General features: G+C 38.8%; 8 protein-coding genes. 2 read left to right on the top strand and 6 right to left on the bottom strand.

Annotated elements, in window-relative coordinates:
* Nucleotides 1–30 precede the first annotated feature (30 nt).
* The 4 genes from ccoS to JNL75_09960 form a co-directional block, all read right to left on the bottom strand.
* The gene (gene ccoS / locus JNL75_09975; GenBank protein MBL7790141.1) at nucleotides 31–207 is read right to left on the bottom strand and encodes a cbb3-type cytochrome oxidase assembly protein CcoS; all 177 of its coding nucleotides are present in this window, start codon (nucleotides 205–207) and stop codon (nucleotides 31–33) included.
* Nucleotides 192–2,597 (bottom strand): heavy metal translocating P-type ATPase metal-binding domain-containing protein, encoded by a 2,406-nt coding sequence (locus JNL75_09970; GenBank protein ID MBL7790140.1) that lies wholly within the window; start codon nucleotides 2,595–2,597, stop codon nucleotides 192–194. The genes ccoS and JNL75_09970 overlap by 16 nt, the downstream gene beginning before the upstream one ends.
* Complete coding sequence (locus tag JNL75_09965; protein ID MBL7790139.1) at nucleotides 2,598–3,035, bottom strand: Rrf2 family transcriptional regulator; 438 nt, start codon at nucleotides 3,033–3,035, stop codon at nucleotides 2,598–2,600.
* Between the two features lie 143 nt (nucleotides 3,036–3,178).
* Entirely contained in the window at nucleotides 3,179–4,570 is a 1,392-nt protein-coding gene (locus JNL75_09960) for a T9SS type A sorting domain-containing protein (protein ID MBL7790138.1), read from the bottom strand.
* A 122-nt stretch (nucleotides 4,571–4,692) separates the two neighbouring features.
* Between JNL75_09960 and JNL75_09955 the strand changes: the two genes are divergently transcribed.
* Complete coding sequence (locus tag JNL75_09955) at nucleotides 4,693–6,096, top strand: hypothetical protein (GenBank protein MBL7790137.1); 1,404 nt, start codon at nucleotides 4,693–4,695, stop codon at nucleotides 6,094–6,096.
* A gap of 135 nt (nucleotides 6,097–6,231) precedes the next feature.
* Here JNL75_09955 and fumC read toward each other — a convergent pair whose 3' ends face one another.
* Together fumC and JNL75_09945 are read right to left on the bottom strand one after the other, a co-directional pair.
* On the bottom strand, nucleotides 6,232–7,632 hold the full coding sequence (fumC, locus tag JNL75_09950) for a class II fumarate hydratase (GenBank protein ID MBL7790136.1): 1,401 nt from the start codon (nucleotides 7,630–7,632) through the stop codon (nucleotides 6,232–6,234).
* Nucleotides 7,633–7,888: 256 nt separating this feature from the next.
* Nucleotides 7,889–8,791, bottom strand: a complete 903-nt coding sequence (locus JNL75_09945) for a hypothetical protein (GenBank protein ID MBL7790135.1) — start codon at nucleotides 8,789–8,791, stop codon at nucleotides 7,889–7,891.
* A gap of 986 nt (nucleotides 8,792–9,777) precedes the next feature.
* On the opposite strand from JNL75_09945, the gene JNL75_09940 reads away from it, so the two are divergent.
* Nucleotides 9,778–25,005, top strand: a complete 15,228-nt coding sequence (locus JNL75_09940; GenBank protein MBL7790134.1) for a hypothetical protein — start codon at nucleotides 9,778–9,780, stop codon at nucleotides 25,003–25,005.
* The last annotated feature ends 163 nt before the right edge of the window (nucleotides 25,006–25,168 follow it).

Raw genomic sequence — 25,168 nt, 5'->3', positions numbered from 1 at the left:
AAAATTTGATTTAGGTGATAAATTTTTTATTTAATTATTTTTAGTTGGGTTTATTTCTTTAGTAGATATAGAATCTTCAAAGAGTATTTTCTGAGAAGGACCATAGGTGTCGTCAAACTGACCAGATTTTACATTCCATATAAAGGCTATTAGAAAACCTCCAGAGATAATAAAACTTGCGACCATGAGCATTAAGAGTATTTCCATAATTTATTTTTTAAAATTTTTCTATGATAATATTCTGTCATTATTTGAACGGATAATACAATGGTTATAGAGCTAATCGGCATCAATATTGCAGCAATTACGGGCGATAATTCACCTCTCAGTGCGAAATAAAGACCTACAATATTATACAGTATGGAATAAAGAAATATGACCATAGTCACAGTTTTGTTCTTTTGCACGAAACTTAACAATTTATCCAAATGGCTTAAATTGTCGGCGGACATAATGATGTCGGAAGCAGGATTAAAATAATTGTTTTTTTCAGTCAGGGCTATAGCTACATCACTGACTTGAAATGCTCCAGCATCATTGAGTCCATCACCTACCATAAGTACTTTATCACCTTTGGACCGCAAGTTTTGGATATAGCTAAGCTTATCATGAGGTGTTTGATTAAATTTTATCTCACTATCAAGAGGCATTACTTTAGTTAGATTTTCTTGTTCACTCGCATTGTCTCCCGATATGACTGAAAAAGCCATTTTTGATTTTAGATTTTCTATCAGGCGTGCTATTCCATTGCGATATACGTTTCTGAAATGAAGCTTACCTATATAGACATTGTCGATTATGATATTGATTTTAGAGGCAGGAGTTTCAGATTGTGAGCAATATTTATCTGAACCTATTTTATAGTATTTATCATGAATCCAACCTTCTAGTCCCAGCCCGGTGTGTTCTTTGACATTGGCCTCACTTGACCATTCTGCGTTCCCTAGGTACTGCACAGCAGCCCTAGCTAGCGTATGGTTAGAATGAGACAATATTGCAGCAATTTCTTTCTTTTCATCCTCTGTCAAAGTTTGTCCCTCATAGCTGATATGGCTTGCATCCGACTTGGTGAGGGTACCTGTTTTATCAAAAACAATATGATTGATTTGAAACATTTTCTGTATAACGGAAGCATCGCGCAGGTAGAATTTATACTGACTGAGGATACGCATAAAATGACCATTGGTAAAATTGCTGGCGAGAAGCAGAGCACATGGACAAGCGACGATAAGCACCGTGGTTATCGCATTCCACATGAGGTCTATTCTACCTATATTATACCAGTATCCACCAGCTAGGATGCTCAATAGTATAACAACTAGCGTAAATTTCATCCCTATATCATCGATACTTGTGGCTTTGGTTTCTGATTTATTATGTTGAAATGCCTGGTGATTCCATAGAGAGGTCAAGTGACTTTGATTGTGGCGTTTCATGACTACGAGTTCTATAGCACCATCGAGTTGTTTGCCACCTGCATAGATATATTCTCCATTATTAACTTCTACTGGGGTACTTTCTCCATTCACGAAGCTATAATCAATCAATGCTTTACCTTTTGAAAGAAGAGCATCTACAGGTATGATTTCATTCGCATATATTTTAATGACATCTTTTTCTTTTATTTCTTCAATGGCTACTATTTCCTGATGCTCATCTGCGATACGCTCTACTGCTATAGGGAAATAGGCTTTATAGTTTCTATCAAATTGAAGTGTGGTATGCGTTCTATTTTGCAACCAACGACCGATAAGCATAAAGAATACGATACCAGTCATGCTATCAAGGTAGCCATTGCTAATACCAAAGTACATGTCATATAAACTTCTACTAAATGTAATAATGACAGCTATTGAAACTGGAAGGTCTATTATAAGTATGCCTTTCTTTAAATTTTTATACGAAGGAATGAAAAAATCTAAAGCAGTATAGAAAAATACCGGCAGCGATAGTGCCAAAGAAATAAGAGGTAAGGCTTTTTTGATACTCGCTTCATAAATCATACCTTGTGAAAAGTACTCAGGCAGACTAAGCATCATGATATTCGCAAAGCAAAATCCACTAATGCCAAGTTTGAGCATTTCGGTTCTTGAATTAGCCGTCTTAACATCTCTGGTTTCATCAAGCTGTATATATGGCTCATAGCCTATACTTGCCAGCAACTTTACAAGATTTTTGATAGATAATTTCGATATATCAAATTTTATAAAGACCTCTTTTTTCTCAAAATGTACTTCCGTGAATAGGACATTCTCATTGAGCTTATAAAGTCTCTCAAGTAGCCATAGGCAGCTATTGCAGTGGATATGCGGTATATAAAAAACGACATGAGCCATTTTTCCGTCTGAATAACCAAGGAGTTTAGCTTTCACCTTTTCCTTGTCGAGATAATCGTACTTATTGGAATTAGAATTTGCGTCTATTTTTAAACCAGCATTTTCAGCCAGTTCATAATATTGGCAAAGGTTATGATCGTTGAGCAATCTATAAACAGATTCGCAGCCGTGACAGCAGAATTCATAATCAGCAAATAATACCTTATTATCTTTAATAGGAAGCTGACAATGGTGACAATGTGTTTGAACTATGCTTTCCATCTACCTTAAATTATTGAGATAAAATTCCCCAGATAAAAGCTTCTCTTGGAACTCATCGAGTCGAGTTCCTTCAAAGCCTTTTGTTATTTTTGTTTTGATATCCGCAAATTCGTGATGCAAAGGGCATGGTCGGCTTGCAGAGCAGGTCTTGAGTCCTAAAATACAATTGACAAAAATGCCATTGCCGTCGATAGCCCGCACCACATCCGCGAGGGAATGTTTGAGATTATCATCGGTTAGATAAAATCCACCATTAGGACCTTTCTGTGAGCTAATGATATCCGCTTTGGCTAAAATTTGAAGTAATTTCGCAGCGAAATGATATGGAATTCCAAGGTCATCCGATATATTTTTAGCACCTACACGCTCCAAATTTTGAGAGTGTTTGGTGATGTATAGTATGGATTTAAGAGCGTATTCGCAAGACTTAGATAGCATATCGTTTTTTAACGAAGCAAATCTATGCAATTAAAGACTTTTATATCTTAAAATATTTATTAACATTTAGTTGTTTAACAATAATATCTTTCTAAATCAAACTGTTATATATTCAGATTAAAATATATTTTAAATATTATTAACTATTCTTTAATTAATCTAAAGGTTTGATTGCTATTCTCGAAGCGGATAAAATACATGCCCTTGACCCAATTTGCAGAATTTATTATCAATTTAGAATCCTGAAAATAACCTGTTTCTATTAACTGTCCTATAGCATTGAATATATAGAAATGTTCAATTTTGAGATTGGTTTTTTCAATTGTAAATACTTGCTGAATATAGGTAGGATAAACTTGATAATTATTCTCACTCAACCCAGCTATGGAAGCACCTGCTTTTTTAATAAATACATGTTTTGACACTGGTTTTATAGGAATGAGGTTATGGCTATTATCAATATAAGCTATATCTTTTAGATTCAGTTTAATTCGTGCAACATCATCTTTATTTACAATGCCTATTAGAATCTCATCTACAATGATTTCTACAACTCCACCATCTGCACCAATGTCGTCATTGATTCCGTTCGTTTTAGAATAAACTATATTGGTATGATTTATTCTTGAATTTTTATCTTCGAGGTAGAGAATAGTTTGATTTGATTTATTCCATAGATTGAATCCACCAATAGGTTGATAACTATACTTATTATAAAAGGTATCTTGAAGATTAGTTTTATTTCTATTCTGTACACTTAATGTAAGCCCAAGTCCATAGCTAGGTTGAGGACTCGGTTGAACTATTTTGATAGGCACCTTTATTTTACCTGAATCTATAGATTTTATAAAAATTGTATCAGAGATATTAAATTCTATTCTATTTAAACTATTGGTATCACTTAATTTAGGAGAATAAACGCCCGCCGAACTACCTATGTTTAGTTTTAACTTATCGAAATCTGATAAATTCACAATACCATTGCCGTCTATGTCGCTGTGTTTAGCATTTATGGACTGAACTATTCTAGGCCAGTCTCCCGCTGGTTTGGCTACAGAGAAGGTTATATTAGTATCTAAATTGTGTCGAGGAGAGCCTATGGCTTGGAATTGAACGCCTAAGGCTAAAACATCTAAATGATTTACAAGATTATCTAGGTTGGCATCACCTGGTCTTAGGATGGCTGGTAGACTTACCCTAGTAAAACTCACAGTAGCCGAATCAATATTGCCAAGGTTATCTCTGCCTCTATATGTGAAAGAACCACTAAATGTGTCAGGGCTACTACTGCTGACTCTAATAAAATTAGAATCAATGACCTCCGCCAAATATAGACCTGCTGAACTTCCTATCTTGTTGATTCCAAATATTTTTATCTGTGCAGAAGGAGTATCATTGTCTCGCACATTTAGTTTATAATCGAGTGCTACATCTCTTCTGAATATGTATATGTCATCACGAACATCTACTTGAGCTTGATAGCTGTTGACAATACCAATAATTAATAAGATAATACTGAATTTAAGTGCTTTCATGTTTTTTAATTATTCATTAGACTAATGGATTTCATTCGTTATATCTATTTAACTACAAAGGTAAAGTTAAATTTCAATAAGTTCCGCAAGAAAATATTAATTTTGTTAGATAAACAATATATATGCTGAATACAGTTATAGGAGAACTCTATGCTTCCTTCTCAGAATCCGAGCTCAAGACTTTAGATATCTACCTTAGTACGAGTCACTGGCAATACAGCGACACTGTTATAAAATGCCACAACTGTTTAATGCATTATAGATTAAGAAATGAACTGGAACTACTCGATAAGCAGCTTATCTTTCTAGCAGTATATGATGACGAATTATACAATGATTCCAAACTGCGGTTCTTATTAAATCGGCTTGTAGAGGCTATACGCGAATTCGTCATTTCACTAGAAGATAAGAAAGGAAATGTATTTTTAGAGAAAGTATGGATAGATTTTTTATTAGATAGAAAAGTGAAAAAAAATATTCAATATAATCTAGAAAAGAAAGAAATACCTAGTTCTGTTGAGTATAAGTTTTTACAGCGTTATTTTAAGAGTCAGGAACTCAATGTCAATTCGTTTGCATTTACCAAGGATGTCAAGCAACAGTTCGAATCTATTGCACATCTTATGAAAAATGCAGAATTATTTTCTGATTTAGTCTTTATAAAAAACTATTGCTCATTAATATCATTTTCTAACGTATATCGTTCTATTCCAGTTGATTTACCAACTGAGAAACTCGTTGAAATTAAAAATAAACACTGGGAATTGGACCATCCGGAATTCTTAATATATTTAAACTTGTTAGATTTACTGATAAATAAAAATGAACCAGCATATTATTATAAATACAAAAATGACTTATTTCAATATTTGGAAATCTGGAATGCAGAGGAGAAAGTTAATTTTTTAGCCTCTTTGTTAAATTTCACAACCAATCAGATTAATAGCGGAAAGGTTGAGTTTATCGATGAACAATATGAACTATTTACTCTTTTCGAGGAAAGGTCTATCTTTGATATAAAAGGCTATATTAATGCAGGTAGGATTAATAACGTAGTATTTATATACTTAAGAAAAAAACAATTCAAAAAAGCCGAAGACTTTATAAAAAAATATACATCTAGTTTGCCAGAGCTTACGAAGGAATCATGCAGACATTTTAATCTGGCTAGAATCCGATTCGAAAATGCAAAATACAAGGAGAGTCTTAATGAACTCTTGAAAGTCGATTTCGGACATGATGCTTTTTACTCTCTAAATTCCAAATTACTCTTGCTTAAAAACTATTTTGAATTAAAGGAGTCTGATGCCTTTGACTCTCTCTGTAGCAGTTTTAAAGAATTCATTCGGAAAAACAAAGTGGTCTCTGATAGTTATAAGACAAACTATCTAAATTTTATAAAAATGATACGCAGAATATATCAAGCCTCCCCAGCTAAAATTAAAAAACTAAAAAAAGAACTAGAGCTGGCTACTCAAATAGCAGAAAAGGCATGGCTTCTGGAAAAATGTAAAGGAGGGAAGTAGTCAACTATTAGTAGCAGTAATCAGTCGCAGTGTGCAGTGGTCAGTCGTCAGTGGTCAGTGGTCAGAATTCAACTCAATTTTAAGCCCTCAACCTCTCATCTCTTCAACCCTATAATCACATAAATCTTTCCACCCTTAAACCATATCACTTGGTATCACCCATTGGTCGAATTCTTCAGAAGTCACATAGCCGAGGGTCATTGCAGATTCTTTTAAGGTAGTCCCTTCTTTATGGGCTTTTTGAGCTATTTCAGCAGCCTTATAATAGCCAATTTTGGTATTTAGAGCGGTTACTAACATTAAGGAATTATTGACATTTCTATCGATATTCGCTTGTATAGGTTCTATCCCTATGGCACATTTATCGTTAAAAGCTCTGCATGCATCCCCTATCAATCTGGCGGATTGAATAAAATTAGCTATCATCATTGGCTTAAATACATTCAATTCAAAATGTCCACTCATGCCACCTATGTTAATAGCTACATCGTTTCCCATTACTTGAGCGCAAGCCATGGTCATAGCCTCGCATTGAGTTGGGTTTACTTTTCCCGGCATAATTGATGACCCAGGTTCGTTGTCTGGTATAAAAATTTCTCCGATACCTGCGCGCGGTCCTGAGGATAACATGCGGATATCGTTGGCTATTTTCATGAGGGAAACGGCTGCGGTCTTCAAGGCACCATGGGTTTCTACGATTGCATCGTGTGCCGCCAAGGCCTCAAATTTATTCGGTGCTGTGATAAAAGGCAATCCAGTCAAGGAAGATATATTTTTGGCTACAAGCTCGGAATAACCTTTGGGGGTATTCAACCCTGTGCCTACTGCTGTCCCTCCTAATGCTAACTCGCTAAGGTGAGCTAAGGTATGTTCAATTGCACGTATCGCATTGGAAAGTTGTGCTGCATAGCCACTGAATTCTTGACCCAAAGTTAGTGGGGTAGCATCCATAAAATGCGTTCTCCCAATTTTTACCACGTCTTTGAAATCTTTGGATTTGTACTCTAGTGTTTTTTGTAGATCTCTTAATCCTGGTAGAGTATTGTAAATAATAAGCTCGTAAGCTGCAATATGCATAGCCGTAGGAAAAGTATCATTACTGCTTTGACTCATATTGACGTCATTATTCGGATGGACAAATTTTTCTTTATCATCCAATTTGCCTCCTTTTAACACATGTGCCCTATTGGCTATTACTTCATTGACATTCATATTGGATTGCGTGCCGGAGCCTGTTTGCCATACAACTAGAGGAAACTCCGTATCGAGTTTGCCCTCTAAAATTTCATCACATACTGTGCCAATAACTTGTTTTTTATCTTCTGGTAATACCCCTAACTCCCAATTAGTAATAGCAGCTGCTTTTTTCAGAAATGCAAATGCACGGATAATTTCCTTTGGCATTTGAGAAATATCCACAGCAATGGGAAAATTTTCAATTGAGCGCTGCGTCTGAGCCCCAAAGTATTTTTCTACAGGTACTTGGACTTCACCCATTGTATCTTTCTCTATTCTGTATTGAGTATTAGTAGTCATGGAATTGGAGATTTAAAAATTCAGACTGCAAATGTATTTCGGGTCTATTGAAAAACCCAATTTTTTTTATAAACTTTGAAGTGTAATTGTTTTGGAGAAATATACTAATAATAACCGTATTAAATCAGTGCAATCAACCTAGCGAAATAATAGTCAAACGTTACAATTCTTTAATAGTACGTTTTATTTCCATTAAATTTTTGTAGTTGGTTAACTTATCAGAACTTTTAAATATTAAAAATGCGGGAGTAAATTCTCAATAGTCACAGCACTTATAATAGGTGTTTATGGATTGGTTAAATAGAAAATAACTAAATTTGATTTGACCTGTCATGAAGAAGTCTTTATCAGAGCTATTGCCTCGTTTGTCAGGTTGTTGATAGGCAATAGGTCTTTTATCATTCATTTCCGTAACTAAGTTATAGAGGTTAGGATTAGATGTTTGATATGCATTCCTAAAATGAGTGGGGTCAGCGTATGTAGTGCTGACATCGTCCAAGTAATCAGTAAATGTGTGATTATAGTTAAAATCGATACTCAGTGAATATTGTCGAGATTTTGGAGTGATTCTCAGCCCTAAATTGACGGGTACCACTAATTGTATCAAGCTATATTTTTGAGCATATCCTGGCAACCCCTGTCCTTCAGTTCCCAGCGGTTGCAGTTCTACCTCCTTTCCAGCTTTGGTATATGATTTAGGATTGAATTGAAATAACCCTATACCAGCACCGAGGTATGGCGAAAAATGTATTTTGTTTCTCCCCCATTTATTGCTCGTTCGCAGTGGCTCGAATCTGACATCTAAAAATAGCTCATTAACAGCGGTATGAAAATTCAGATTTCTAATTTTTCGTCCAAACGTATTATCATTTGGACCTACATTCTTATTATCCGAGTCATAGCCAGATAGGTTCATATGATATAGATTTATACCTATACTCACATAATTTTGGAAATTATAACGATATCCAAGTGAATAGCTCATTTTCATATTCTCTATCTCAAAAAAATCGCCAAAAAGGGCTGTTATATTATCTGAATTTCTCAAATTTAAGTCTCCATAGTAATAAGAAAAGCCTAAACCTCCCGTGATTTCTTGAAACTGACCAAATGAATAATTGGAAATCCATATAAGCGTAAATAGGTATATTTTTTTCATTATCTAGTATAGGATAGAAATGGTTTAGTAATTATGAAAGGTATTTACAATTGCAAAATTACAAATTTGTAGTTTAATAATGTGTGAAAACCCTTATAAATCATTAAATTAATGAAAAGTTAACACTATGTTACAATGCTACCAAGCCATCGACATACTTCATACTTTAGGTTTATGTTGCAAGATTTTGGATAATCTTGATACGCTTTATTGACAAACGGGAAATAAGCTCATTGCGTTATTCATACTTAGAAGAGTCTGGAGAGTGAAAAGCAGATGGCACAATAACAAACAATGACTATTAAACAGTAAATTGAGATGACAGTGACCGACTTATCAGTATTTTCCTTTTCTTTTAGTTTAATTTTTTGGCGCATATATTGTCAAATTAAAGTTAATATAATGCAAATTTAGTCTTGTCGAATTAAAATTAAAAGCTAAAATAAGTTAAAAGTATTTTTCGGTGCATATTATGGTAATTTTTGACAATTTAATTTTCGTGCTTCCATTTTAATTAGCAACCTATACAACGCCTACAATATGAATGCTTTATTTCCAATAGGCTCTTTAAGAATTTAATTTATTGTTCAATCCCTAGTGACTTGATGCAATAGTAATTAGAAGTAAAAAAAATAAACCCCCAATGAAGCTGTCTAAAAAGTCTCAACTTAGAGATTTGCCATAAAGACGCCAAGTCATAAAGTATAGAATTTGTGCATTTTATGACTTGTACCTTCGTGTCTTTGTGGCTAAAATTTAGCTTTTTAGACAGCCTCATTCGGGGTTAAATTGATTGGCATGAATACATGTTTTGAATAAAGCATGTAGAATTCTAATCAAAGCGGAATGTCAAAAATATGTCTACTGTTTTTGCAATCAGCCTACATAATTAAAATTTAATGTTTTTAAAAGTATATAATATCATATATTTGTGTCCAAAAAAAAATAATAGTAATATTTCTTTTTCAAATATTAACCTAAAATATATGAACAAATTCTCTACTAAAAATTATCTGTTCACAATCTGTATGTTACTTTGTACAGAGAGTGTGCACTTATATTCGCAGACACCTGGAGGCATAGCGAATACAAATATTAAACTCTGGCTCAAAGCCGATAGCGGTATCACCAATATATCTGGTGTCAAGCAATGGAATGATTTAGGTCCTGGAAGTAAACATCTGGTGCAAAATACAGCGAGTGCAAGACCAGTATATAATACTGCGAGCAACCTTATAAACTATAATCCTACCGTAAAAATGGATGGATCTAATGACTTTTTAACTAATACTGCTGGTATTTTAGGTACGGCTACCTATAATAATATGAATGTTTTCATGGTGCGAAATGTGCCTTCTTCATCTGTTGCTGTAAATTTCTCAGAAAAATGTAATCCTTATCGATTTATGGCACATACGCCCTACGGCAATGATATTTATTGGGATGCAGGGCATTATGTGGCACCTTATCGCCAATCGGTCAATTGGGGAGGAACTTTCGGCATACCTCAGCAGATATCGATGACCTATGATGTATTGCCTACTAAGCAGCAGACTATTCGCAGAAACGGCAGACAGCTGACTACAGATGCTACCACTGCGGCTATCAAAGGAACCAATCAACCTTTCTATCTTGGACGCTGGTCTGATGGAGGCTATTTTGACAATGCTTTCGTCACAGAATATCTTGTTGTTGGAGGTATATTAACTGCTACAGAGCGAATAAAAATAGAATCCTACTTGGCTATAAAGTATGGTATATCCATAGACCAAACTGCAGCTACGAATTATTTATCATCTACAGGTGCTACGGTATGGGATGGTGCAGCTAATAGCAGCAATAAAAATAACATCGCAGGTATCGCTCGGGACAATGGTTCGGGGCTCTACCAAAAACAATCCCGCTCAGTCAATACTGCGAATAACGGCAATATGGTTTGGATGGGCTTGAATACCATCGCTACTAGCAATGCTAACAACTCAGGCATGCTTGCAGATAACAGCTTTATGCTATGGGGAGATAATGGGCTGACGAGCACTCAAACTTCCGAAGTGCCCTCTTCTCTGACCAATGGAGGTTGTATCTCTGTGCTCAGACTCGCACGTGAGTGGAAGGTACAAGAAACTGGCACGGTTGGTGCTGTTCAGGTTAAATTCAATCTTACAGGTTTTACCTCAGCTACCACCACTCAGTCCGAGTTGAAATTACTTATAGATGATGATGGCAATTTTGGAAACGGAGGTACAACTATAGTAGAAGCTACCTCTTATGACCCTGTTACGAAAGAGTTAACTTTTGATAATATCAACTTCACCAATGGTCAATATTTCACCCTAGTTTTAGATCTTATGCCTTCTTCTCCTGGAGGTGTATCTTCTGGTTTGGCACTATGGCTCAAGGCAGACAAAGGAGTGAACCTCAGCGGTACTACCTTATCTGCGGCTGGACCTAGTGGTGCATGGGCAGACCAGTCACCGAATGGACGAAACATCGACTATGTATATAGTAATCCACAGTGGATAGATAGTTCTATAAATTTCAATCCAGTGATTCGTTTTGATGGGGATGATTGGATGCGGATAGATAATGCTTCTAAAAGATATTTCTATTCTACATTTACCTCGGGAGACGTATTTAGTGTGCAGCGAAATTTTGATGTCGCCAATCGATCTTCTTTATATTACTTTGGTGGAGCTAGCTGGGGACATCATTATACCTGGGGCAATGGCTATATTTATTCAGGCTACGGGTCTTCTATACGCAAGGCATGGCTTCCGAATAATTCCACACCGCCTGTTGCAGAGGGACCTGGCTTAACTACGCAAGGGCCTGCTTTTAATCCCATGCATGTCCAAATTTTCAATCAACATTCAGCTACGAATAACTGGAGAGCTTTTTTCAATGGAAGACAGCAAGCAGCAACTACCAATAATACGGTCAATTTTATAGCTTATGGAAATGTACATATTGGTGCCTATCCTGGTCTTGGGAATTATTTTGGGATAATACCAGAAATTATAAACTATAATAGAGTACTTTCTGATGCAGAAAAAAATCTAGTCAATTCCTATCTCGCAGTGAAATATGGTTTGACTTTAGACCAGACAGTAGCTCAGAACTACACGGCTTCAGGAGGTAGCCCTATTTTCTGGAATGCTGCTGCGAATACTATTTATAAAAACAATATAGTCGGTATAGGTCGAGATGACTGTGGTGGCTTGTATCAAAAACAGAGTCGTGGCTCACTCACCTGCACGGAATGTAATATGGTCGGTATTGGCTTGGATTCTATAAAATCCTCTAATCTAAATAATAAATCTACCTTCTCAGCCGATAAAAGTTTTCTTATGATAGCCCATGACGGTACTACGGGCACTAAGACTACGGAGCTACCTACTTCATTTGCCAACCCTTGTATTACCTACACGAGAGTGAATAAAGAATGGCGGGTGCAGAAAACGGGAACCGTAGGTGCTACGAATGTTCGGTTGTATTTCGGAGACCTATCTATTTATAGCGATGATATTTCGGAATATAAACTATTGATAGATGGTGATGCCAACTTCGCCAATGGTGGTACTACCATAATAAATGCTTCAGCCATCAATCCTACGGGGAAGTTCGTCGATTTCTATGGAGTGAATTTGACCGATGGTCAATTTTTTACCTTCATGGTCGATCAAGCTGCTGCAGCTCCTGGTGGTGTTTTGACACCGACGGCTAGTGAAATCAATGGAGTAAAATATGAGCTATATAATGGGTTAGAAACGGTGACGGATGGCATTCAAGGTAGCTTGAAACAGACTGGATATATCCATAATTTCACAGACGCAGATAATCATGTGCTCTATGAAAATGGCGACTATTTTACGATGAGGTTGACCGCTAATTTGAAAATAGTCAATGCTGGTCAGTATCAATTCCGATTCTTAGCGGCAGACGATAATGTACAACTTCTAATAAATGGCGTCAATTATATGAATAGAACCTGCTGTGGTGATGTGACAGGTGCTAATATTACCTTGTCTGCTGGAAATCATCTTTTAGAAGTTCGCTTTTCAGAGTATGTTGGAGCAGAAATACTCAATCTGCAATGGAGAGCAGCCACGACAGGATTAGATGTGACCACCACTTGGCAGTCGATAGCAGACAATAAACTCTTTCTTACATCTGCGCCTACGTTATCCGCATGGCTCAGAGCAGATAAGAATGTAACCGTTACGGGTAATGGCGCTGTGGCTACCGGATGGAAAGACCAATCTCCGAATGGAAATAATCTAACTACAATTGTTGGTAATCCTACCTATTATAATACCACTAGCGCTCGATTGACCAATTACAATCCATCGATAGCCTTTACCTGTGATCAAATGGAATCTGTCGATAATCCTTCGGGCTTCGCTCTCGGTAAGCAAGGGAAGACGGTTATAGGTGTAATGTCCAAGCCTGTATTCAATGGTAGCGGTGCTGGTTTTCCTGTTATGCATGGACTCGAAATCACCAAAGCAGGTTTCGGTATTTATACTACCAATGCAGAATTGAAAACGGATGTACTGAATGATAATGTAACTCCTTTCCCATCATTTACCGCCAATAATAAACCACTGATGTTATCAGGGGTTTATCGAAATTCGAATATCACCACTACGCTCAATGTAGCGCAATATGGTGATGGCAGAGTATTCGGTCCGGTCACCAAGACAGACTGGGCTAGTCAACTCAATGAACAAGAAGATTTCTCTATCGGTACTCATGTGGACTATACCTATGGCTGTACCGATGTCAATATGAACGAAGTTATTTATTATCCATGGGACTTGACTGCTGCCGAGCGCAGCCGAGTAGAGTCTTATCTCGCGATCAAGTGGGGTATCTCGCTCGATCAGACCGTGGCTACCAATTATGTGGATGGTGCAGGATCTACAATATGGAATGCGACCACCTTCGCCTCTCATAAAAATAATATTACTGGTATTGGACGTGACGACTGCTCTGGACTGAAACAGAAACAATCGAAATCAGTCAATACTGCCAATACAGGAAACTTAGTGGCCATCGGTAGAGATACCATAGCCAATTCCAATGGGGAAAATACAGCCAGCTTTACTGCCGATAAATCCTTCCTAATATGGGGAGATGATAATGGAGGCGTGACAGAAGTTTCTACTGAAATACCGACGGCTATCACCGCAGGTAGTGTCTGTACCAAAGGCAAGCGTATTTCTCGAGAATGGCGAGTAGCTGTAACTAATTATACAGAGCATAATATGGTGCAGTTCAATCTAGCCCGATTAAACTTATTGACCAGAGCCACGAGCGAATTTAAACTCATGGTCGATGCTGACGGAGATTTTACAACAGGTGCTACCCTATACAGTGCTACATCCAAAGTGGATAGTTTTTTGAATTTTGATAATATTACGTTTACTAATGGACAGTATTTTTCTTTATTGACAAGTGATGATGAGGCTATAGCACCAGGAGGTGTCTCAGCCAATATTCGATTGTGGCTAGAGTCCGATGCAGGCGTTACCCTAAATGGCTCGACGGTTTCGCAATGGGATGACCAAAGTGGCTTGGGACATCATGTGAGTCAGGGTACAGCAGGACAGCAGCCTACTTATCGGACGACGGGAGGAGGACTTATTAATTATAATCCTACCTTAGATTTCGATGGTGCCAATGATGTGCTATCTCGCACCAATGGAATGCTGGCAAATGGAACTACCTATACTGGGGCTACTTTGTTTTTTATCAATACAGCCGATAATCCAGCAGCATCTAAAAGTATTTTTATGCAACCAGTAGTAGGTACAGGATTGAAATTATATTCTCCTTGGGGCAATATTCAATACCTTGATTTACCGAATACAAATAGGATTCAAGCTACGAATACGACTCTTAATGCAGGTATTCCAGTCTTGACGACGGGCGTCAATGATAACTCAAGACTTCAAACAGATATGGTAGCTCCATTAGATACTTCTACCATATTATTCAGCAATGGTCGTCGCTTAGTAGCTGGTAATGCCGTGAATTCATACACTGGCAATAACGGCCTATTAGATATTGGTAATCATACGAGTACAGCAGAATGGCACGATGGAAAAATCGGAGAAGTTATTTTCTATTCGGCTGCATTAAGTCCTGCGAATAGACAACGAGTGAATTCTTATTTGGCTATAAAATGGGGAATTACGCTAGACCAGACCACTCCTACCAGCTATATCGCTTCTGATGGTACTACCCAGTTCTGGAATGCGACTACGAATGGAAACTACAAAAACAATATTGCAGGCATAGGCAGGGACATTTGCCAAGGACTGCACCAAAAACAAAGCCGAAGTTTAAATCGAACTACTGCACTCGATTCGGCAGTAGCTATGGGTATCACCGAAGTATTTGAGTCTAACGCTGAGAATACCGACACCCTCGCCAATCTCAGCTTTATGATGTGGGCAGATGATGGTGCCACGGGATCCAATATGACCGAAGTGCCGAGTGCGCTCACCAATGGAGGGTGTATCGGTGTGCGAAGGCTCAATAGAGAATGGCGCGTACAAGAAACGGGCACGGTGGGTGCGGTGCAGCTTGTAATGAGTCTAGGAGGTGTAGCTCCTAAATCTACTGAGATATCAGATATTAGACTCTTGATAGACGCAGACAGTAATTTCTCCAATGGTGTTACCACCATAGTCACACCTACGAGTTACGATGAGACTACCCAGATTGCCACCTTTGACAATGTTAATTTCACCAATGGGCAATTCTTTACTTTTGTGACCAATATAGCAGCTGCTGCACCGGGAGGTGTGGCTACTACGACACAGAGTGTGAATGGGGTGGCATACAGTTTGTTTAGTGGCTATGATAGTGATTTAGCTACAGTCAATGGAGTTACACTTATGCAGTCAGGTTACTGCAATAATCTGACAAATCCAGATGACCTTGTGTTGAATGAAATTGGAGACAATTTTACTATGGTATGCAATACTAGACTATCGATAACTACGGCTGGTGTTTACCAGTTTCAAGCGAACGCTGTCGATGACAGAATTTATCTCATAGTCAATGGGACACCTGTTATAACCACGCAGGCTAATGGTACTTTCCAATCTGCGAATATTACTCTCGGGGCAGGATTGCATACGATAGAAGCAAGATTTAGTGAAAATGCTGGTGCAGAAACATTTCAAATCCAATGGCGAGGTACAACAGCAGGTCTTGATGTAGGTACATCCTTTGTCGATATCGCCGACAATAAACTATTCCTTCCATCGGCACCATCTATCTCGGCATGGCATCGTGCGGATAAAGGTATAGATAATACGGGCGAGGGTACCAATACATTGACTTGGGAAGATCAGTCCAGCAATGGAAATGATTTAACCTTAGTTTCGGGGAATCCGCTGTATTATAAAACTACCAGTGCTCAGTTGGTTAATTATAATCCTGTCGTCTTATTTACCGATGATCAGCTAGAATCGGCAGATCATGCTAATGGCTTCGCTTATGGCAAACAACCAAAATCTATGTTTACCGTGTTTACAAAAACTACATTCAACGCAGGCAATGGTGTCTTAGCTGCTCTAGGTCAGGATAATAGTACCAACAATTCATTTTGGATGAATACAGTTGGTAATGAAGTACGATTTGATTTCTGGAATGCCTATGTAGGTGGTCCCGGTGTGATAGCTAGCACTGAAAGTAATATCCCTAAAATGGCCTACGGAGCATATAGTAACAATAATATTACCACTACAAACAATGCACAGCTATTTATGCAGGGCAGACAAGTCAATCAGGGTACAATCAATGGCAATACTACATTGAATGGTGGCGAAGAGTATTCGCTAGGGTATCACAATGATTTGCAATGGGATGGTCACGATGGCAAAATAGTTGAGATTATACAGTATCCTTGGGTTTTAAATTTCGGCGAGCGACAAAAAGTAAATTCCTACCTCAATCTCAAATACGGTATGACACCTGATACCTCTATGGTAGCTAGTGATAGCTCTACAATATGGAATGAGTTAGCTAATCTAACCTATCATAACAACGTGACCGGCATTGGCCGCGATGATTGCTCAGGTCTGAATCAGAAACAATCCCGCTCTGTCAATCCTACGAATGATGGCTCAATGTTGGCCATAGGTAATTATACCCTTGCTAATAGCAATTCAGAAAATATGAATAATTTTACCTCGGATAAATCCTTTATGATCTGGGGAGATAATGCTGCTACTGGTACTACTACCTCAGAAGTTCCTAGTGCGCAGTTAGACCCGAATCTATGCAGAGCATTCCGCCGTCTCAATAGAGAGTGGAAAGTACAGGAAACGGGTACGGTAGGTGAAGTCGAAATGCGTTTTCATTTGGGTACTACCTACTCCAATGCCGCTTCCACTATTGGCGATTTTAAGCTATTGGTGAAAAATAATTCGGATGATTTTAGTTCTGGAGTTACGATATACAATGCTACTTCATTTGATGGTACCAATAGAACAGTAAGTTTTGGTAATATTAATTTGATCAATAATGACTACTTTACTCTGGTAGTAGATGATGCCGCCGAGGCACCTGGTGGTGTGAAGACAAGTCTAGTAGCTTGGCATAGAGCAGATAAAGGCGTTACGGCAACTACCAGTGTCAGTGCATGGGCAGACCAGAGTGCGAGTGGTCTCAATGCTACTCAAGGAACTGGAGGTAACCAGCCAACATATAACACAGCGACAAACTTAGCCAATTTCAACCCTTGTATTCGATATGATGGCACGAATGATCATTTCTCGTTACCTTCAGGATTGGCGAATTTTACAGCTGGCTTATCAGCTTTCGTAATAGCTAGACCTACTGCATCTAATATTTTTGCCCGATACTTTGATTTCGGAAATGGTACAGCAAACAATAATATTTTCTTAACTAGAGAAGCCTCAACCACTTCAATGCAATACGGAGTCTACAATAGTGCTACCCCTAATGGAGCAGTAGTCACAAATCAAATAACCAATAATGAATGGCTAATGCATGGAGTAATTCAAGCAGGGGGTACAGCTGGCACAACTAATATACCTGCCATATTTCTAAATGGACGTGACCAAGCCAATGCAGATAATACACATATAGCGAATAATGTCACACGTACTATTAATTATATAGCCAGAAGTAACTGGGCAGCAGATGCCTATTACGCAGGTGATTTGCCCGAACTTGTTTTATACAACGATGATTTATCCGCTGGAAATCAACAGAGAGTAAATTCTTATCTTGCATTGAAGTACGGTTTGACTCTCAATCAATCCACTCCGCAAAATTATCTAGCATCAGATAGCCTCACGCTAATGTGGAATGCCACCTCAGGCAATAATCCTACCTATAAAAACCGCATAGCGGGTCTCGGGCGTGATGACTGCTCTGGTTTGTATCAAAAACAATCTCAGAGCCAAGTTCAGATTTCTGATAGTACTGTATTATCTATGGCATTGACGAGTTTCGAAACTAGCAATGCAACTAACCTCAATACTATAGACTCAAACCGTACCTTCCTCGTTTGGGGAGATGATGGCGGCGCTCTAGCAGAGCAGAGTACAGAAATACCTGCTGCCATCAATGCGAATGGTACATGTAATCAAGGACTTCGCATAGGTAGAGAATGGAAAGTACAGCAGACCGCAGGCAAAGAAATAGGCTATGTGCAGGTAAAGATGGATATCGATGCCCTAGGATTAAACTCGACTCGTGCAGTGAATAAATTTAGACTGGTCAAGCACAACTCCAATGACTTCACCTCGGCTACGGAATTTATCGAACCAGCGAGCTTTGCATCTGGCGTACTGACTTTTGACAATGTGTTTTTCTCGGATACGGTGACTTATCTCACCTTAGTTACGGATACCACCTTGACTATTGCTCCAGGCGGAGTATTAGCAGGTTTACAAGCTTGGTACAAAGCTGAGACAGGAGTATCAACTGCAACAGGTGTCAGTCAGTGGGATGACCAGAGTCTTTTTAGCAGACATGCGACCCAAGCTACGGGAGCTAATCAGCCTACTTATAGCACTACAGGGACTAAATTAATAAACTATAATCCAAGTATTAGTCTTACAGCAGCCAGTCACGTATTGACTATTTCAGGCGGTATTCCGAATGTGAATGTCAATGCTTTTGCCGCTTCTAGAAAAGGTCCTCAAAATATTGACTGGAATACGTTGCTTAGAGGATTCTCCGCTGATCACCTCATGATTACGGGTCAGTCCAATAATAATTTAGGCTATTTTGACAATACGGCGACGGCCTCAAATAAACTATCTGGGTATACATTTGTACCTGGACAGGTAGGCATTCTAGGTGCATATACGCGTACCACAGGCACACAGGGGTGGAATAGCGTCAATGGACGAAATGGAACGATTTACAACAATATATTAGAATCGGATATAGGCGGAATCGGATATATCGGAAACTGCGGAGTATGTGCTACTCAACAATGGGGCGATATATCAGAAGTAGCCATCTACAATACTGCTACCATGACAGCTACAGAACGTCAGCGTATAGAGTCTTATATGGCACTGAAATACGGTGTCACTTTAGATCAAACCACTGCTACGAACTATATCGCCTCCGATGGTACGACGCTCATGTGGAATGCCACGACAGGGGACAATCCAGCCTTTAGCAAAAATATAGCTGGTATAGGTCGAGATTTTTGTTCAGGACTATATCAGAAGCAGTCTCGCTCAGTTAATAATACGGCGGTGGATGACTCTATGGTAGCTATGGCATTGACAGGCTTTGAAGCGACTAATGCAGCGAATTCCTCAACAATAGATACCAACCTCAGCTTTATGGTTTGGGGAGATAATGGACTGACAGGAACTACTACGAGCGAAGTACCAACTGCTGCGTTGGATGCCTTGGGTTGTAAGACCTACAAACGCCTCCGTCGAGAGTGGAAGGTGCAGGAGACCAAGACGGTGGGTACTGTAGCCCTTCGCTTCCACCTAGGAACTTCCTATACGAGCAGCAATTCGGCCTTAGCAGACTTTAAACTTCTAGTAGATACCGATTCTACCTTTAGCAATGCGACCACGATTGTCTCAGCGACGAGCTATGATGCCACAAATAAGATAGTCGAGTTTTCTTATAATTTCTCCAATAATGACTATTTTACCTTGGTTATAGATAATGCGGTGGCACCGGGTGGGGTAGGGACAAATCTAGCTCGCTGGTATAGGGCAGATAAAAGTGTTACTGTGAGCGGCTCAAATGTGACCGTTTGGGATGATCAATCTGTGAGTGCCAGAAATGCAACCGGTGTCAATAATCCACAATATAATACGACTTCTAATTTGATAAATTTCAATCCTTCTATCAGTTTTAATGGAACGAATCAGCATTTTACTTTCTCTGATATAGGGTTAAATGCAGGAGCCAATAACAGGACTATGATAGGTGTAGGGACTACGCTTTCTACAGATGCTACAGGTAGATTTATGTACACGTATGGGTCAAATACGATCAACCAAATGTCTGCATTGGCCAGGGTATCTCAAATACAATATACTGTAGGTTGGGGTTCACAGGATCATACTATAGCCAATGTGTGGACAAATACAACTGACCCACGTATAGTTTATGGAGATTACAATGGTACACAGTCTCGAGGCGCATTTGATGGAGGGAGTATTACTGGCACTGCTAGGTCATGGAATACAGTGTTGAGTGGCACGGGTTATATTGGTAGGAATGTTGTAGGTGAATTTTGGTCTGGAAGGATCACAGAGTTAATTAGTTATAATAGTATATTATCTACAACTGAGCTGCAAAGGGTCAATACCTACTTAGCTATTAAATACGGAAGAACTCTCAATCAATCCACAGCTCAGAACTACCTCGCATCCGATGGTACCACTATACCATGGGATGCCACCACTGCTGATAATCCTAGCTTTAAGTGGCGAATTGCTGGTATTGGTAGAGATGATTGCAGTGGTCTCGATCAGCGGCAGTCTCAGAGTCAGGATTCTATCTCTGCATTTACGGTGCTCACAGTAGGTAATGATACCATCCGTACCTCCAATGCCCTCAATACTTCCGAATTTATCAATAACCTCAGTTTTTTAATGTGGGGAGATAATAATGGTTCGCTCAGCGAACAAATAACGGAAGTCCCTAGTGTACTCAATGTCGGTACTTGTGGCGCAGGTAAGCGTATCGGCAGAGAGTGGAAGGTACAAAAAACCGGAACAATAGATGCCCTTCAGTTGAGATTTGACATCACTAGAACCAATATCAATACCCGTGACGCTTCACGCTTCAGACTAGCGGTGCATAGTTCAAGCGATTTTACGGGTGCTTCCACTTTTTACCGCCCTTCGAGTTTTAGCAGCGGCGTCTTGACCTTTGACGGTGTGAGTTTCAATGAAGATTCTGCTTATATGACCATTATCACCGATACTATAGTCAATGTAGGTCCAGGTGGAGTTACAGCTAACTTGAAAGGATGGTGGAGAGCAGATATAGGATTAAATAACAGTGGCGATACGGTCTCAGGATGGTTTGATCAATCTGGTTTTGAACGAACGGTATCACAGCCAGGTAGTCAATTGTTTAAACCTAGATTGACTTCAAGTACCGGAAATATCAATTTCAATCGTATGGTTAACTTCGATGGAAATGATGTACTGTTTGGTACAGATGCAGGATTATCTTCCTCGAATGAAAGGAGAACATTTCTTGGAGTAGCAACTAACTCCAACACAAATGAGTTTAGGTATATAGCTTCTTATGGAGCGCATAATGTTTCTTTAAATAATACATTTTCATTTGGTAAGTCCAGTACATACAATGTAGGCGTGAGTGGTGGTTTTACGACTCATCAAACCACCTATTCGGTACTTCCGCTAAATTCAGCACATCTGTATTATGCAGATAAGAATAATACCCAAATGAGAGCTTCTAGAAATGGACAACCCATAACAGGTACAAGTTTAAGTTTAACTACGGTGTTAAATTCTAATTTTAATATTGGTGCTTATACGAATAATACTTTTTTCTGGGAGGGTAGAATTGGTGATGTTATTGTATACTCTGATACATTGACCACTTCTGATATGAATAAAGTCAATTCCTATCTAGCTTTGAAATATGGATTAACCCTACATCAAGGTAATACAGGTGCAGATTATCAAGCCTCAAATGGCTCGGTCATTTGGACTGGAAACTCTACCTATCGCTTCAATATTGCTGGTATAGGTCTCGACAGTTGTAGTGCATTGAATCAAAAACAAAGCCGCTCTCAAGATACCACCCAGCGAGGCGATATCGTAGCTATTGGAAAGCAATTTATAGATTCTACCAATGCTTCAAATGCCGTCAGTTTCGATGCGAATCGAGATTTTCTCGTATGGGGCTCGGATAGTGCGAGAGGGTTTAAAAATACAGAATTCCCAGCTTCGATTACTTCACAGGCTTGTGTCAGTATATCTCGATTACAGAAAGAATGGAAAACCCAGGTAACGGGAACATCTAGCCAGACTACCCAAGTTAGATTTTATCTCGATGGATTGATACCTTCATCTACATCTATTTTGGACCTTAAACTATTAGTTGATACAGTAGATAGTGATTTCTCAAATGGAGACACGCGCATCATAGATGCAGCGACTTATAATGAAACCACGAAGGAAGTAACCTTCAATAATGTCGTGTTTAAAAACAACAATTATTTCACTTTGCTAATTGATGTCTATGCGATAGCTCCAGGCGGAGTGACTTCTGGTATTCAGGCTTGGCTGAGAGCCGATAAAGGGATTACAGCTACTACTACAGTGAGTAAGTGGGCAGACCAAAGTACTAATAATAGAGAAGCCGTTCAAGCGACAGTCGGCAGTCAACCTACCTATAATAGTACGAGCAATTTGATGAACTATAATCAAAATGCGAGCTTTGATGGTGGAGATGCGCTAAACTTCAATCATACCCTCGGTATGAGTGGTGATGTTACCGTCAATTTCTTTGCTGTTCATTCCCCTGCTGCGGATAATAGTAATTTAAGGGTTATTTTAGGAGAAAATCCACAAGCTGCAGGATCATGGTCATCAGGTATTTTTGGTAATAATAAAGGGATATTGGATAGAAATGGAGTCAATGTAGCAGATAATGATAGTGCTTATACAGCGGGTTCCGTTAACATTTTAGGCTGGACTAAGAATACAGGGAATACTGCAACAGATTGGTTAGGTTATCATAATGGAAAGTTAACCAAGACTGTAGATATTGCTAGTCCTTGGGTACTCAATACCAATAATAAGGTTTTAGGAGGTCAAGGTGCTGGTCCTAGTTTTGCTTATGTAGGTAGAATGGGAGATGTGGCTGTTTATGTGGGTGCCTTAACCTACGTGGAACGCAATCGAATAGAATCCTATATGGCACTGAAGTATGGAATAACCTTGGATCAATCTGGATCGGGTAGGAGCTATCGTGCAAGCTATGGATCTATTATTTGGGATTCTGCGGTCAATGCAACCTATAATCGTCGTATTTTTGGTATAGGGCGAGACTTCTGCAGCGGACTTTATCAGAAGCAGTCTGCGAGCGCCCATACGGGAGGAGTTTTGACGCTTTCTCTCAATTCGCTATCTAGCTCGAATGCTAATAATATTGGGTCATTTGCGAAAGATTCCATGTTTACTATAATAGGCGACAACGGTGGGTCTATGACTCAAATCAGCAGTGACTTACCTGCTACCATTTCTACCTGTGCATCGAGGCTCACTCGAGAATGGAAAGCTCAGGTAACTGGTGATGCTGTAGAAGCTGAGTATCGCTTTGATGTCAGTACTGTTACAGGTAGAGGTACATTGGTTACGGATTATAGAATAATTGTTGACGAAGATGGCAATGGGGATTTCACCAATGGCACAGTGAGGATATTTGATGCGTCCAGCTATGCTTCCAATATTGTTACCTTTAGTGATTTGAAGATCAATAATGGTGAGGTGTTTACTCTCGTCACCAAAGGTGCTACCGTAGGACAAGTAGCCTTAACCTCTACAAGCACCAAAGTGACCTCCATTAGCAATGGCTGTAGTGTCAATGGTTGGACCTACTATACAGACCCAGTAGATACCACCAAACTCGTCATAGCTATCTTTAAAAATGGCAATACCGTCAATGTAGACTCTATTACTATCAATACTGGAGATGGATATACAGATGCTAATTTATCCAAAGGTCGTAAAGTGCCAGATGAACGTGCGGTGTCTATTATGAAGCGCCTTATTCAGGTTAATGCCCCAGGTACTTTTACGGTCAATGGAGGCGTGAAAGTAAGGTTATATTATGCACAATCTGAAATTGATGATGTAACCCCACGTATGAATCAACTCAAGTCAGATAGTAATATTTTGGGTGCTACACTGCCATTTATGTGGTTCAAGACCAAGAAAACAATACCTCAAATAATTTCTACTATGACTGCGTTCGGTGTAGATGCAGGTACGCCAGATTCTACCAGAGTTTCATGGTCATTATCAGGGGATAGTTCTGGTGTGGAGAATGGGATCAAATTTGTGCAGCTGCATGGTATTAAAACATTCTCTACTTTTGGTGGAGGAGTCACAGTAGCGAATAGCACACCACTTCCATTAGAATTACTAGACTTTAAAGGTGAGAAACGAGAGGATGCATCGCATTTGAATTGGCAGACTGCTTCAGAGAAGAATTCAGACAAATTCGAGATAGAGCGTGCGACTAATTCACAGGTTAGTCAATGGGAGAAGTTAGGAGAAGTCAAGGCGGCTGGTTTATCACAGTTTATTCAAAACTATTCTTTTGTAGATATCTATCCAGAAAAGGCTATCAATTATTATAGATTAAAGATGATAGACAACGATGGCAGCTATGAATATAGCAAGATTGTAGCTTTGGATTATAGAAAGCTTGGTTTAATGAACATTAGTGTCTATCCAAATCCTATGGATCAATCTTTCTTCATAGATGCTAAGGGTCATGACAAAGATAAATTAACCTTAAAAATGTATGATCCACTCGGTCGAATGATATGGTCTGAGAGCTATGAGGTGAGAGGAACTTATGACAAGCGAGAATTCCATAGACCACTTAATGCGACCTCGGGAGTCTATATGCTCAAACTGGTGAATGAATCAACGAATGATGAAAATAGCGTACAGCTGATATTGAAATAAGTTTGTATTACCTACATCAAGTCTTTATACTTCAATGAAGTGAATAAAAAAATTAAGAGAAAAGAGTGCCTGCGTCGTTTAAATATTTTTTTCGGCTTCCTTTGTAAGATGAACACTTCTTGGACAGGCACTCTTTATTATTTAAGATTTAAAAATTACTAAA

The sequence above is a fragment of the Chitinophagales bacterium genome (assembly GCA_016787225.1).
Lineage (GTDB): Bacteria > Bacteroidota > Bacteroidia > Chitinophagales > JADJOU01 > CHPMRC01.
Note: the sequence above shows the minus strand (reverse complement) of the source record. Positions and strands in the feature narration are given on the sequence as shown.

Excerpts from the sequence above, each read along its gene's own strand:
- JNL75_09960 (MBL7790138.1), bottom strand. The coding sequence starts at position 4,570 with ATGAAAGCACTTAAATTCAGTATTATCTTATTAATTATTGGTATTGTC.
- JNL75_09965 (MBL7790139.1), bottom strand. The coding sequence starts at position 3,035 with ATGCTATCTAAGTCTTGCGAATACGCTCTTAAATCCATACTATACATC.
- JNL75_09955 (MBL7790137.1), top strand. The coding sequence starts at position 4,693 with ATGCTGAATACAGTTATAGGAGAACTCTATGCTTCCTTCTCAGAATCC.
- JNL75_09970 (MBL7790140.1), bottom strand. The coding sequence starts at position 2,597 with ATGGAAAGCATAGTTCAAACACATTGTCACCATTGTCAGCTTCCTATT.
- fumC (MBL7790136.1), bottom strand. The coding sequence starts at position 7,632 with ATGACTACTAATACTCAATACAGAATAGAGAAAGATACAATGGGTGAA.
- JNL75_09945 (MBL7790135.1), bottom strand. The coding sequence starts at position 8,791 with ATGAAAAAAATATACCTATTTACGCTTATATGGATTTCCAATTATTCA.
- JNL75_09940 (MBL7790134.1), top strand. The coding sequence starts at position 9,778 with ATGAACAAATTCTCTACTAAAAATTATCTGTTCACAATCTGTATGTTA.
- ccoS (MBL7790141.1), bottom strand. The coding sequence starts at position 207 with ATGGAAATACTCTTAATGCTCATGGTCGCAAGTTTTATTATCTCTGGA.